The sequence below is a fragment of the Virgibacillus sp. genome (genome assembly GCF_013393565.1).
GTDB lineage: Bacteria > Bacillota > Bacilli > Bacillales > Amphibacillaceae > Virgibacillus > Virgibacillus dokdonensis.
The window spans coordinates 1-13,945 of sequence record NZ_JABXHF010000091.1; the positions used below are offsets into that span (position 1 = coordinate 1).

The 13,945-nt window shown below is 35.8% G+C and carries 14 protein-coding genes and 1 pseudogene; 14 read left to right on the top strand and 1 reads right to left on the bottom strand.

From position 1 onward, the window contains the following. The 11 genes and pseudogenes from HLX49_RS15440 to HLX49_RS15490 form a co-directional block, all read left to right on the top strand. On the top strand, window positions 1–1,122 hold a 1,122-nt coding region (locus HLX49_RS15440; RefSeq protein ID WP_296363015.1), incomplete at its 5' end, for a methionine gamma-lyase family protein. 258 nt (window positions 1,123–1,380) lie between these two features. Continuing rightward, window positions 1,381–1,752 (top strand): MerR family transcriptional regulator, encoded by a 372-nt coding sequence (locus HLX49_RS15445; protein WP_438272976.1) that lies wholly within the window; start codon window positions 1,381–1,383, stop codon window positions 1,750–1,752. A gap of 354 nt (window positions 1,753–2,106) precedes the next feature. Beyond that, complete coding sequence (gene glnA / locus HLX49_RS15450) at window positions 2,107–3,444, top strand: type I glutamate--ammonia ligase (protein WP_077703884.1); 1,338 nt, start codon at window positions 2,107–2,109, stop codon at window positions 3,442–3,444. Window positions 3,445–3,786: 342 nt separating this feature from the next. Continuing rightward, window positions 3,787–4,177: pseudogene (tnpA, locus tag HLX49_RS15455) on the top strand (IS200/IS605 family transposase). A 111-nt stretch (window positions 4,178–4,288) separates the two neighbouring features. After that, window positions 4,289–4,495, top strand: coding sequence for a hypothetical protein (locus HLX49_RS17160; RefSeq protein ID WP_367112762.1), 207 nt, complete (start codon window positions 4,289–4,291; stop codon window positions 4,493–4,495). A gap of 808 nt (window positions 4,496–5,303) precedes the next feature. Next, a complete protein-coding gene (locus HLX49_RS15465) occupies window positions 5,304–5,543 on the top strand; it encodes a hypothetical protein (protein WP_077703881.1) in 240 nt (79 codons plus the stop codon). A 193-nt stretch (window positions 5,544–5,736) separates the two neighbouring features. Beyond that, window positions 5,737–5,964 carry a spore coat associated protein CotJA gene (locus HLX49_RS15470; protein WP_077703878.1) on the top strand — a complete coding sequence of 76 codons (228 nt, stop codon included), beginning with the start codon at window positions 5,737–5,739 and terminating at the stop codon, window positions 5,962–5,964. A gap of 4 nt (window positions 5,965–5,968) precedes the next feature. Continuing rightward, entirely contained in the window at window positions 5,969–6,220 is a 252-nt protein-coding gene (locus HLX49_RS15475; RefSeq protein ID WP_077706897.1) for a spore coat protein CotJB, read from the top strand. A gap of 39 nt (window positions 6,221–6,259) precedes the next feature. Then, window positions 6,260–6,829, top strand: a complete 570-nt coding sequence (locus tag HLX49_RS15480; RefSeq protein WP_296363022.1) for a manganese catalase family protein — start codon at window positions 6,260–6,262, stop codon at window positions 6,827–6,829. A gap of 379 nt (window positions 6,830–7,208) precedes the next feature. After that, a complete protein-coding gene (locus HLX49_RS15485; RefSeq protein ID WP_077703872.1) occupies window positions 7,209–8,549 on the top strand; it encodes a dihydrolipoyl dehydrogenase family protein in 1,341 nt (446 codons plus the stop codon). Window positions 8,550–8,823: 274 nt separating this feature from the next. Then, the gene (locus HLX49_RS15490) at window positions 8,824–9,642 is read left to right on the top strand and encodes a MerR family transcriptional regulator (RefSeq protein ID WP_296363030.1); all 819 of its coding nucleotides are present in this window, start codon (window positions 8,824–8,826) and stop codon (window positions 9,640–9,642) included. A 65-nt stretch (window positions 9,643–9,707) separates the two neighbouring features. Here the strand turns inward: HLX49_RS15490 and lexA are convergent, their stop codons facing one another. Further along, window positions 9,708–10,331 (bottom strand): transcriptional repressor LexA, encoded by a 624-nt coding sequence (gene lexA / locus HLX49_RS15495; RefSeq protein ID WP_077703863.1) that lies wholly within the window; start codon window positions 10,329–10,331, stop codon window positions 9,708–9,710. 277 nt (window positions 10,332–10,608) lie between these two features. Here lexA and HLX49_RS15500 point away from each other — a divergent pair, with 277 nt between their 5' ends. The 3 genes from HLX49_RS15500 (at window position 10,609) to tkt (ending at window position 13,782) form a co-directional block, all read left to right on the top strand. Then, window positions 10,609–11,253 (top strand): YneB family resolvase-like protein, encoded by a 645-nt coding sequence (locus HLX49_RS15500; RefSeq protein ID WP_077703860.1) that lies wholly within the window; start codon window positions 10,609–10,611, stop codon window positions 11,251–11,253. Window positions 11,254–11,441: 188 nt separating this feature from the next. After that, window positions 11,442–11,675 carry a DUF896 domain-containing protein gene (locus HLX49_RS15505; RefSeq protein WP_101933937.1) on the top strand — a complete coding sequence of 78 codons (234 nt, stop codon included), beginning with the start codon at window positions 11,442–11,444 and terminating at the stop codon, window positions 11,673–11,675. 100 nt (window positions 11,676–11,775) lie between these two features. Continuing rightward, window positions 11,776–13,782 carry a transketolase gene (gene tkt / locus HLX49_RS15510; RefSeq protein WP_296363033.1) on the top strand — a complete coding sequence of 669 codons (2,007 nt, stop codon included), beginning with the start codon at window positions 11,776–11,778 and terminating at the stop codon, window positions 13,780–13,782. Window positions 13,783–13,945 lie beyond the last annotated feature (163 nt).

A 13,945-nucleotide genomic window follows, 5' to 3' on the forward strand; every position in this document is an offset into this window, starting at 1 on the left:
GTGAGTGATAGTCATTTTCAGTCAACAAGCGGCTATGGATATGATGATAGGGGACGAGAAGTGCTGGAAAGTGTTTATGCTGAAGTATTTGGAGGAGAAGATGCACTTGTAAGACCTCAAATAGTTTCTGGTACGCACGCTATTACAACGGCTCTATTTGGTATACTGCGTCCTGGTGATGAACTATTGTATATTACTGGTAAGCCTTATGATACTTTAGAAGAAGTAATCGGTATTCGTGGTAAAGCTGAAGGATCCTTACGTGATTTTCAAATTATTTATCAGCATGTTGATCTATTAAAGAACGGTAAGGTGAACTTTGAAGCTATTAAGCAAGCAATGAATAAAAAAACAAAAGTAATTGGCATACAACGCTCCAAGGGATATGATGATAGGCCTTCATTTACGATAACAGAGATGGAGGAAATGGTGAACTTTGTGAAGTCCATTCTTCCTGAAGTCATCGTGTTTGTTGATAATTGTTACGGCGAATTCGTCGAAGAGATGGAACCACTACATGTAGGAGCGGATGTTATTGCTGGGTCTTTAATTAAAAATCCCGGTGGCGGTATTGTTCGAGCGGGAGGCTATATTGTTGGAAAAGAATCACTTATTCACCAATGCGCCAACCGTCTAACTGCACCAGGACTTGGAAAAGAGACTGGCGCAACATTTCACATGCTACAAGAAATGTTTCAAGGCTTTTTCCTCGCTCCTCATGTAGTTGGTGAAGCTCTTAAGGGAGCTGTTTTTACTTCAAGACTAATGGAATTGGCCGGCTACACAACATCGCCACATTATAAAGCAGAGCGTACAGATTTGATTCAATCGGTAACATTTCACAATAGAGAAAACATGATTATGTTTTGCCAAGCGATTCAAGAACATTCACCAGTAAATGCTTATGTGAAACCATTTCCAAGCAAAATGCCTGGGTATGAGGACGAAGTAATTATGGCAGCAGGAACGTTTATCCAAGGGGCAAGTATTGAGTTGTCTGCTGATGGCCCGCTACGCCCCCCTTATGTAGCGTTTATTCAAGGTGGGCTAACGTATGCCCATGTAAAGATAGCCATTACAGAATCGTTAGAGAAGCTCAGTAATATGACTTTAAATAAATAGTCGTTCAAATTTATCTTTGTGCGATTGATAACTAAACAATATTAATAATGAATCATACCGCTTCACCTTCAATAACGGGTGAAGCGATTAAGGTTTAGGATGGAAGAAAAAAAGAATCGTAGCATGTAAATTTTAAAAAATGCTTTCGTTAGTGTTAGAAAACCTTACATGATATTGACATGTTAGATTACATGACATATAATGAAAAAGTATTATGAATTAGGGGGTCATGAATTGAATGATAAAGATCGTCGTTCCATGCCTCTATTTGCAATCGGCATTGTAATGAAGCTTACCGAATTAACAGCTAGGCAAATAAGGTATTATGAAGAGCACAGTTTAATTCATCCAGAAAGAACCACTGGAAATCAGCGATTATTTTCGTTTAATGATGTTGATCGACTGCTTGAGATTAAAGATTATTTGGATAAGGGGCTAAATATTGCCGGCATTAAACTACTGTTGAATGAAGATGAAACGAAACAAGTTTCACAACTAAAAATGACTGAATCCTCTCAGATATCTGACAAGGAGTTGCGGAGGATTCTAAGGCAAGAATTAAATGAGCCAAGCGCTCATAAAAAAGCTAATTTGCGTCAGGGAGACCTTGCTAGGTTTTTTAGCCGTTAAACGTATCCTTATGCTAAAGTTACCCGTTATGTATCTTGCGCTATAGCTATATAAGTTTTTTAGTATAAGTAAACGAAGGCTTCACCGTAAAATTTGGCGATAAGCCAAGTTTTTATAAAAAGTAACTTTACAATTTGGTTCGTTTAGGGAAACAAATGGATATTAGTACGTGATGTAATAAAACGAACCAATCAATTAAAAATGTGAAATGTTGGAATGTTATAAATTTTATTAAATTTCACTAGGCAAGGGAAACATTGAATTGGTGGTGTGTAGTTATGAATTTCATATACGTTATTACTATCTATTTGTTTTCCTATTCAAATAAATAAAATTGAAATAGGAGGACAAAGTATGGGAAGCACTTATACAAGAGAAGATGTAGTAAAACGCATTAAGGAGGAAAACGTCCGTTTTATCCGTTTGCAGTTTACGGATATGTTGGGGACCATTAAAAACGTGGAGATTCCACTTAGTCAATTAGGTAAGGCTTTAGATAATAAGATGATGTTTGACGGCTCTTCCATTGAAGGATTTGTACGCATTGAGGAGTCTGATATGTATTTGTACCCAGACTTGGATACGTTTGTTGTTTTTCCTTGGACATCAGAAAAAGGAAAAGTAGCTCGCTTTATTTGTGATATTTACAAAACGGATGGGACTCCTTTCGAAGGTGATCCACGTTACAATTTAAAACGAAATTTAAAGAAAATGGAAGAGTTAGGTTTTGATGCTTTTAATATTGGGACTGAACCTGAATTTTTCCTCTTTAAGCTAGATGAAAAAGGCGATCCCTCTATGGAATTAAACGATCACGGAGGCTATTTTGATCTTGCACCAACAGACTTAGGGGAGAACTGCCGTAGAGACATCGTTCTTGAATTAGAAGAAATGGGTTTTGAAATTGAAGCTTCCCACCACGAAGTTGCTCCTGGTCAACATGAAATTGATTTTAAATATTCAGATGCGGTAAAGCATGCAGATGATATTCAAACGTTTAAATTGGTTGTAAAAACAATTGCCCGTAAGCATAATTTGCACGCAACCTTCATGCCGAAACCATTATTTGGAGTGAATGGCTCCGGCATGCACGTGAATATGTCGTTATTTAAAAATGGAGAAAATGCATTTTATGATAAAGACGGTGATATGGGGTTAAGTAAGACGGCTTTTCAATTTATTTCGGGTATTATTAAACATGCTGGTAGCTTCACAGCGATTACAAACCCAACCGTTAATTCCTATAAACGTCTAGTTCCTGGTTATGAAGCTCCTAGTTATATTGCTTGGTCTGGTGCAAATCGAAGTTGTCTCATGCGGATTCCAAATTCTCGTGGTATTAGCACGCGTGTAGAAGCTCGTAGTGTGGATCCATCAGCAAATCCATATTTAGCACTTGCCTCTTTACTAGCAGCTGGCTTAGACGGTATCGAAAATGAAATGACTCCGCCACCAGCAGTTGATCGTAATATTTATGTGATGTCTAAAGAAGAACGTGAAGAAAATGGTGTTCACGATTTACCTAGCACCTTAGCGGACGCATTAGAAGAATTAAAGAAAAGTGAAGTTATTGTAAATTCCTTAGGTGAACACCTTTTCGAACACTTTGTTGAAGCAAAGGAAATCGAATGGGAAATGTTTAAAACACAAGTACACCCGTGGGAAAGAGAGCAATATTTAAGAACTTATTAATAGCGGAAGCCCTTGGCACTATTGGTGTTGAGGGTTTTTTGGTGTATCAAATCATAGCTTGTTGGTCTCTGGGTGAATGCCCAGAGATTGCCCAGAAAAAGAGAATCATTCATCTAGAAAATACTCATATGATCCTCAAAGTCATTCATACCTTTTTCTTTTATTTTATTATATATGTGTGCATTTTTAATAGTTACCTACTTTATTTTTAACTTACAAATGCGTGGTCTAACTCCACCGTCTAAAGACGGTGTCCGCTTTTAGCCTTACCTTTTTTGTCCATACGAAGTGAAGAGGTGAAAGTATGGATGGATATAGAAAAATAGTCATGCTGTGTAGAATATCAAGTATCATGTCATATGGGTGACAAAGTATAGATATAAGGTTTTGGGCGGTCACATAGCGGTGAGAGTGCGTGATTTGATAAGACAAAGTTGTGAAGCCAGAGGGATTACCATATTGCAAAGAAGTGTTGGGAAAGACCACATTCATTTATTATTATCTTGTCCTCCAAGTATTGCTCCAAGTAAAATATTAGTATCTAAAAGGAAGATCATCGAGATTATTGCAGGATGAGTTTCCAGAACTCAAAAAGAGATATTGGGGGCAGCACCTGTGGGCAAGAGGATATTTTTGTGCCACCGTAGGAACGGTAACGGAAGAAATAATAAGAAATTATGTAGCAAATCAATTCAATGAAGATAAGGACGAAATATTTAGGATAGAAGAATGAGTTTAGTCTAGCTTTGAGGATGCTTCAGCTAAGGCCTTTGAGAAAGGAAAGTGGTACAAGGTGCAACAGGTCGAGCCAAACAAAGTACTTCTTCAAGAAATTTATTTTTAGGTGCACAAAAGAGATTTACAAGGGCACCCTAATAAATTAATGAATATACATGTTGACTTTATTGGTAGACGAGTAGAATCTATTCACGATGGTCATCTCCTTTTTTATAATCAACCTTCTTGGACGGATATATATGTTGTTGGCCATCTAAACAAAGGGGAAGGTTTTCCGACCATTGTTAACAAATTAAAAGTCGGTAATGGCTAACAGTATAAGGTCAAAAATAGTAAAGGCGCAATTTATTATGTTACAGCAAGTAATAAATACGTTAGAGTAGAATAGTAAAAAAAGTTACTCGTATCAGTAATAACCTAACTGTTAAATTCATTCTATTAACCATGTAAATATTGACATAGCGAAAACGAAGGTAGGGGACATATTTCTTTAAGATGTCGTTTCCTAAAATAAGAAAGGGGAGCATTATTTGAAAATTTTATTAAACATTGATGCACAACAATAGTTGGGAGTACTTTTTACTCTATAGAATATCACTATAATTCGGATATTTCTAGGATACTAACAAGCTTAGCAAGGACGGTGGAAGGGTTTTCTTCTTAGCACATATCTCTCTTTCAAAATGTGGTTTTTTGCTTGTCTAAGTATGTACGCTTTCGCTTAAAGCGTGCTAATCTTTACATGTACATGAATAATTACAACTTGACATGATGACCTATACTCGCATAGATTTGGTAGCCAAAAGCCAGCTACTACAAGTGCTGGCCTATCAGTTGTAATATACACTGGGAATCAAAAATGCGTACGGTAAATGAACGTTTTTGTACATACTTAAAAATTAGCATTTATAGTAGCAGAACAAAAATAGATTATGCACGTTTAGATTGAATTGAATCAAAAAAATAGTTAGGTTACGATGGTAAGTACATAAAGTGAATTTTGTAGTGATTATTTTATGTAATGAAAAGACGCTTTATTTTAATGCTCATTTTACGATAAGGTGTAAAACGAGAAAATTTATTAATTTTATCATATTATAGAAATAAAGGAGGTGTAAGGAGTGAAAAAATATATAATCACGTTTCATATGACAGATGGTACTGAAGTTGTTACAGAGGAGGAGCGAGAAAGTAAAAATGATTTTTTCTTTAGTTTAAAGCGCTATGATTCTAATTGGTACAAAAGTAAAAATACAATAATAAATTTAGACAACGTAAACAGCATTATCTTGAAAGCGCAATCAGATGGGGTGCTGAAAACTGGTAATGAAGAAAAAGAATTACGAAATGTTGTATGGTGACGAAGCATATTAGTGCTTCGTTTCTTTGTTTCATAGAGTCTTAATGGGAGATTTATATCAACTTTATTTGTATTTATCTATGTTGAGGCACCTGCTAAACTTTGGTAGTGTACATTTTGTCTGCATCATTAATAAGAATAAATGCAAGTAACAATCATATATATAAAATAGAAGATAAAGAAAGGAGACAATTATGTTCACACAATATAAATATTGGAAACCTTATATAAGTCCGTATGATCCATGTAAACCCAGTAAAGTGAAAAGTTATGCTACTCCACCTCAATTATATATGGGGTTTCAACCATATGGATTAAAACAATTTAACACTCCAAAAGAAGCACTCTATCATGGTACACTTTGGCCTCAATTATATAGTCCTTATCCAAACCCTCATAAAGGAGACGAACAAGGTGAATAAGCAAATGCCTCCCGAATATTATCGGCTGCTCGAAGAAATTCAAGCAAACGATTTTGTCCTAGTTGATTTAAACCTTTATTTAGATACCCATCCTAACGATTTTGAAGCTATTCAACAATTTAATAATTTATCAAAGGAAACGATGCAATTAAAAATGGACTTTGAAAAGAAATTTGGACCACTTATGCATTTTGGAAAAAGTTTTTCTGACTATCCATGGAATTGGAAAGATACCCCTTGGCCATGGCAAGTTTAAAATTATATATCATATCATTTTGGATAGGAGGAAGCCAAGATGTGGTATTATGAAAAAAAGCTACAATACCCAGTAAAGGTCAGTACTTGTAATCCAATGTTGGCAAAATTTCTCGTTGAACAATATGGAGGAGCAGAGGGAGAACTTGCTGCTGCACTTCGTTATTTAAACCAACGTTACACTATACCAGATAAAGTAGTAGGACTTTTAAATGACATTGGAACTGAAGAATTTGCGCATCTGGAAATGATTGCAACGATGATTTATAAATTAACGAAAGATGCAACTCCCGAACAATTAAAGCAGGCTGGTCTTGGTGAACATTTTGTTAATCACGATAGAGCGTTGTTCTACCATAATGCAGCAGGCGCTCCATTCACTGCCACTTATATCCAGGCAAAAGGAGATCCTATTGCCGATTTGTATGAAGATATTGCTGCGGAAGAAAAGGCGCGGGCGACATATCAATGGATTATTGATATGTCCGATGATCCTGATTTAAACGATAGCTTGAAATTTTTAAGGGAAAGAGAAATTATACATTCACAACGTTTTAGAGAGGCTGTAGAAATTTTAAAAGAGGAAAGAGATCAAAAAAAAATATTTTAGTTAATATTTCCTATAAACACGGTAAAGGGCGAATAGTTACTTTACTTATTGTAAAATAAGACGGTTTCGCATTCTATACCTTGTTTAAAATATTATCAAGAAAGGGGAGCGCTGGAAGGTGACACACGACGAAGTATAGGTGGGTTGCGCATACTTTTATACCGAGTGGAAAAATATGCTACTACACTTCGGATGATCCTTGTGATTTCCATACAAAGTAAAACCTAAATATAACGCAAGAAACCAGATTCGAGTGAACTACAGATTTCTGTGTATCCAGTTTTGTAAGCCGGAGTATGGCAATACGTATTGACTCTGGAATCGTTCCATAGTTTATACTTACAAACATAGTAACTATAGATAAAGGAGTAGTTGTACAATGTTCACATATGATGTAGCAATAATTGGTGCAGGAGCAGGTGGTCTAAACACCGCTATGGAAGCAATTAGTATGGGAAAAAAAGTTGTATTAGTTGACAAATATAAGCCAGGTGGAGAATGTACTTGGGCGGGTTGTATTCCAAGTAAAGCACTTATTCAACTTGCTGATGAAATTCATGCGGCGAAAAAATATGCCAACATTGAAGTAGACGGGAAGCAAATAATGAGTAAAGTTCGTCAATTAATAGAAAAAGCGCATCAAGCGGAGGCAGTAGAGCAATTACAAGCTGCAGGTATTGAATATATTCAAGGTGATGCGAAAATTAACGATCAACACAGCATACGTGTAGCTCATGAAACCATTACTGCTGAAAAAATAGTTATTGCCACTGGATCAAGAGCTCTTATTCCTTCTATTAAAGGAATTAATCAGGTTAACTATTTAACAAATGAGAACGTCTTTCAACTTGAAGATTTACCAAACAATCTAATCGTTGTAGGGGGTGGCCCTATTGGTGTTGAATTAACGCAAGCTTTTCAACGTTTAGGAGTGCAAGTAAAACTAGTTGAAATGGCTGACCGTATTTTATTTAGAGAGGAAAAAGGCTTAGCACAACAGCTCCAGGGTACGTTGGAAGAGGAAGGGGTGCAACTGTATACATCCGCGAAGGCGCTTGAAGTAAAACAAGCAAATTGTACTACAACCCTAACTATAGATAGGAACGATGTACTTGAACATATTGAAGCAGAACAGATATTGTTTGCCTTAGGTAGAAAGCCGAATATAGAAAAAATTGGTTTAGATGATCTGGGGATTCGCTATACTAACAAGGGCATTGAAGTTAATGAATATAATGAAACTTCAGTTCGCAACATTTATGCTGTAGGAGATGTGGTTGGTCCTTATTTATTTTCTCATATGGCTGGATTTCAAGCTAAACAGGCAATGCGACATGCATTTTTAGAAATGCATACCCCAATAGAGCAACACCCAGCTTGGTGCACCTTCACACATCCAGAACTGGCTAGAACAGGGATGACTGAAAATGAAGCAAGGGAGAAATTTCAAGACAAGTTTAATGTTTATACAGTAAGCTATTCTGAATTAGATAGGGCTGTTGTTGATCAAAAGACAACCGGAGAAGCCAAAATAATTTGTGATCAAGATGGATTTATAATTGGAGCAAGTATTTTAGGGGAAAGAGCCTGTGAGTTATTGGGCGAATTGCAACTTATGAAAACATTCCATATTCCCTTCCATAAACTAAAGGATACAATTCATCCATATCCGTCTTATAGTGAAATTCTGACACAATTAAGCAACGCAGCTGTTGAATAATTAAAATAAAAGTGTTTTTAATACCATATGTTATCCTCAAGTCTTGAATAAACGAATTCAAGCAGGCACCTTTTATATTACTAGAGTAAAAGACTTGTGTTCATTACAGGTCTTTTTCAATTTCTTCTTCTTTTTTGTCTTGTTAAGTAGCGTTCCGTCTGTTGATAAATTTAGAATTGTAACGTATTCTGTAGTATGTTAGATAACATCTACAGATAGTAGAGGTACCTTATGCTAGTCGCTTTTAAAGACAAAACAAAGGAGATTTTAACATATGGCTGAGAAATATTTTAAAACAGGAGACATAGCCAAATTTCATGGAGTGTCTAGTGATACAGTGCGCTATTACGATAAAGAGAATTTAGTTACTCCTTCTGTTGTTAAAGATAATAAATATAGGTATTATTCTTTGAATGACGCTTTGAAGTTTAGTAATGTAACTTGGTTGCGTGAATTAGGTGTACCTTTAAAAACAATTAAGAACTGGCTTGATTATAAAGATTTGACAGATGTATCGAAATTTAACGAGAATTATTTAGAGACATTATTGCTAGAGAGAGAGTTATTAGATAAAAAAATCTATTTTTTACAAGAGTTAAATAGAAGGCTAGCCTCTTTTCAAACAAAACCAAATATGTGGGAAGTGGTTAAGGATAATTATATATTTACCTGTGATGGATTTAACTTTACAGCTGATGATAAAGGCTTCAATATTAATGAATCCAATCTGTATGACTCCCAAGAAGATGTTTTTTGGAATAAGACTTCGATGATTGTTTATCAAAACAACTTAAGAGATTTTCATCATCCTAAAAAAGGAGAAGTATATTGCTCTAACATTATTTCTAGTATCGATCAAGATATCAAAAAAATTAGTTTTCCAACAGCACTTCGTTATAATTTTGTCGGGAATCCTTTTTCTGATATGAGAAAGATGCAAGAAATATTGAATGAAGCAAAGGAACATGCCATTACACATCAGTTGCGTCTAGAAGAATACTGCTATTCATTGTTTTATCTATCACAAATTAAGGAAAAGAGCCCCGTTTACTATGTGCATATTTATTGTCCTGTCTATTATACGGGGGAATGATGACAAAACAAAATTCATAGTAACCCAATATTTATACACAAAAAAAACTGCCAACTGGCAGTTTTTTAGTGTATATGTCGATACAATCCAATAACCTTCCCTAAAATGGTTACATTATCGTATATAAGCGGCTCCATGGTTGCATTTTCTGGTTGTAATCGTATATGATCTTTTTCTTTAAAAAAACGTTTTACGGTTGCTTCATTATCTGCTGTCATTGCAACAACAATTTCGCTATTTTGTGCTGTGTTTTGCTGTTTAACGATTACCATATCTCCATCTAAAATTCCAGCTTCAATCATACTCTCTCCTTCAATTACTAAAACAAATAGACTATCATCAGGATTAGCCGTATTTGCAGGAAGCGGAATATATTCTTCAATATTTTCTACAGCTGTTATGGGCAAGCCTGCTGTTACTTTCCCGATAACAGGCGCATAAAGTGCTTCTTCTTTTGGAATAGGATTCTCTTCTTCCAAATGTAAGATCTCAATTGCTCTTGGCTTTGTAGGGTCACGTCTAATATAGCCTTTGTCTTCAATTCTAGCTAAATGCCCGTGAACAGTCGAGCTAGACGCTAAACCCACAGCCTTGGCAATTTCTCTTACAGATGGTGGATACCCTTTTTGCATTACTTCATCTTTTATATAGTCTAATATCATTTGTTGCCTTTTGGAAAGTTTAGTCATGAATCTATCACCTCGCGCATAATATTAATTAACCTTAGTTTACCATTAGATAAAACTTCGCGCAAACATTCGTTCGAAAAATACTTGACAAGATCACGCGTTCGGTTATAATAGGGGTAGAAAGCGAACAAAAGTTCTATATTGTATAAGGAGGGCTATTAGATGTTTCAAAAACTGACCAAAACAGACGCATTCTATCTTGTAGCTTTTGCATTAACATTAGGTTTCTTATATTATTCTATTATAATGAGTTAATATGATAGAAGGAGTAAACATTGTGAAGGCAGTTGTATATTGTAGGGTAAGTACTGACAAAGAAACTCAAGAAACATCATTAATAAGACAGAAACAGGAATTGGTTAAACTGGCAGCTGAATATCAACTTACTGTGGTAGCGTGTATACAAGAGCAAGAGAGCGGATATAGTATTGATCGAGATGGGATATTTAAGATGTTAGAGATTTTTTCTCAAAAAAGGGCAGATTGTTTATTGATTCAAGACGAGACTCGTTTAGGTAGGGGGAATACAAAAATTGCCCTTTTTCACCAGCTGCTGAAATTACATATTCCTATTTATACAAGCTTTCATGGAGGGAAGTTAGAGTTATCGGAAGCAGATTCCATGGTGTTGCAGATCGTTGGGATTGTGGAGGAGTATCAACGCAAAATACATAATATAAAGATAAAAAGAGGGATGAAGCAGGCAATTGCAAAAGGATATGATCCCACCTTAAATCTTTCGAATAGAAATGAAGCTCCAGGAAGGCAAAGATTAGAATTTCCTGTTGAAGAAGTCATTAATTTACGACAAAATGGTCTGACGTTTAAAGAAATTGCTGATACATTAAATGGTCTAGGTTACAATGTATCAAAGGCTACTGTTCATAGACGCTATCAAGAATATGAAAGCAAACAAAAATAAAGGTATTCTCAGGAGGACAAGTTCTTTGCCCTTCTCTTTTTTATATGGTACTGTAAAGGAATCATGTTGATAAGCACACCTGTTTTATATCAATGACATCTATTGTACAATGAAAGAGAGTGCAATTTTGTCACCGAAAACTTATGATTTAACAGAATAAAAATATACGCATGAGGGAGGGTAGATGGATGCTCTCAAAAGGTAAGATCGAACGTATTAATGAGCTTGCAAGAAAATCCAAAGTGGACGGACTAACTATTTCTGAACAAAACGAACAAAAAAAATTACGCCAGGAATACTTACAGGGTGTAAGAAAATCTTTTAAAAATCAGTTTAAAACAATGAAAGTAGTTGATCCAGAGGGAAATGATGTAACACCGAAAAAAGTAAAAGATTTACAAAAAAAGCATAACAAGAAGTAGCAATACCTATTTTGTTATAAGTGCATGATTTCACTTGTAGCAAAGTAGGTTTCATTATAGAATGAATATAGGCATAATTATGAAAGGAGTTTACACTGAAATGGCAAATACAATTGAGCAACAATCTATTAATACAATCCGTACATTGTCTATTGACGCTATTGAACATGCAAATTCTGGGCACCCAGGTCTACCAATGGGGGCAGCGCCAATGGCTTATACGTTATGGACCGAATTTATGAACCATAATCCTAAAAATTCAAAATGGTTTAATCGTGATCGATTTATTTTATCGGCAGGCCATGGGTCTATGTTATTATACAGTTTACTACATTTATCAGGTTATCAAGTATCTATGGATGATTTAAAATCCTTTCGACAGTGGGGATCTAAGACTCCTGGACATCCTGAAGTTCATCATACGGATGGAGTAGAAGCAACTACTGGACCTTTAGGACAAGGTATTGGTATGGCTGTCGGTATGGCAATGGCAGAAGCACATTTGGCTGCTAAATATAATCAAGAAAATATTGCGGTTGTAGACCACTTTACATATGCAATAGTGAGCGATGGCGATCTAATGGAAGGTATCTCTCATGAGGCGGCGTCTTTAGCAGGACATCTGGGATTAAGTAAATTGATAGCACTTTATGATTCTAATGATATTTCTTTAGATGGAGATTTAAATAAATCTTTCTCTGAAGATATTGAAAAACGTTTTGCATCGTACGGTTGGCAAGTATTAACTGTCAAAGATGGTAATGATGTCAATGAAATTAGACAAGCTATTAAAGCAGCGCAAGAAAATCAAAAACAACCAACTTTAATTGAAGTGAAAACCATCATTGGGTATGGGTCTCCAAATAAATCTGCTTCGTCAGCTTCACATGGCGCTCCATTAGGTGAAGATGAAGTGAAACTGACAAAGGAATTTTATAAATGGACACATGAAGAAGATTTCTATGTGCCCGAAGAAGTATATGAAGATTTCAACCAAAAAATAGTTAAAAGAGGTGTTGAAGAAGAGGAAAACTGGAATCAACATCTAGCAATGTATAAAGAGAGGTGCCCAGAATTAGCTAAGCAGTTTGAGCTTGCTCTCAACGGTGAACTTCCTGCTGATTGGGACAAAGATCTTCCAGTTTTTGAACCAGAACAAGATACACTAGCTACAAGGGCATCTTCTGGAAAAGTATTGAACGCTATTGCTAAAACCGTTCCAAACTTCTTTGGTGGTAGTGCTGATTTAGCTGGCTCAAATAAAACTACCATGAACGGGGAAGATGATTTTTCTCGTAAAAACTATGCTGGTAGAAATATTTGGTTTGGTGTACGAGAGCATGCGATGGGCGCAGCTTTAAATGGTATGGCATTACACGGTGGATTAAATGTATTCGCCGGTACTTTCTTTGTGTTTAGTGACTATTTGCGACCTTCCATCCGTCTTGCATCAATTATGAATACACCTGTTACTTACGTGTTTACACATGATTCTATTGCGGTAGGGGAAGATGGTCCAACGCATGAACCTATTGAACAGCTTGCTTCACTACGAGCAATGCCTGGATTATCGCTTATCCGACCAGCTGATGCAAACGAAACACAAGCAGCTTGGCGATTAGCTTTAGAATCTACAGATACACCGACAGCACTTGTGTTAAGCAGGCAAAATTTACCTACACTTTCTGGTACGAAAGAACATGCGTATGAGAGTGTTAAAAAAGGTGCTTATATTATTAGTGAAGCAAATAAAGAAACGCCTGATGTAATCCTTCTGGCAACCGGGTCGGAAGTACAATTAGCGATTCGTGCCCAAGCTGAACTGAAAGAAAAAGGTATAGAAGCTCGTGTAGTAAGTATGCCATCTTGGGATCGTTTTAAAGCACAGGATAAAAACTACCAGGAACAAATTCTACCTCAAACTGTCAAGAATCGGATAGCTATTGAAATGGCGTCTCCATTTGGTTGGGAAAGATATGTAGGTGAACACGGGAAAATTATTGGTATTGATACTTTTGGAGCCTCTGCAAATGGGGAGAAAGTAATGAAAGAATATGGATTTACCGTGGAAAATGTAGTTAAGCATGTAGAATCATTTGTTGATTAAATAAAATAAAAAAAGGAGCTGTCGCAAAATGCATAATATGCATTTGCTGACAGCTCCTTTTTATATATGAGATTGCTCGTTTTAAGATGCATTATTTTATTTATGGTGATAAAAGGAAATTTAATCGGTTTTTGACGCACTTAAATAAGCCTCGCCTTTTTTT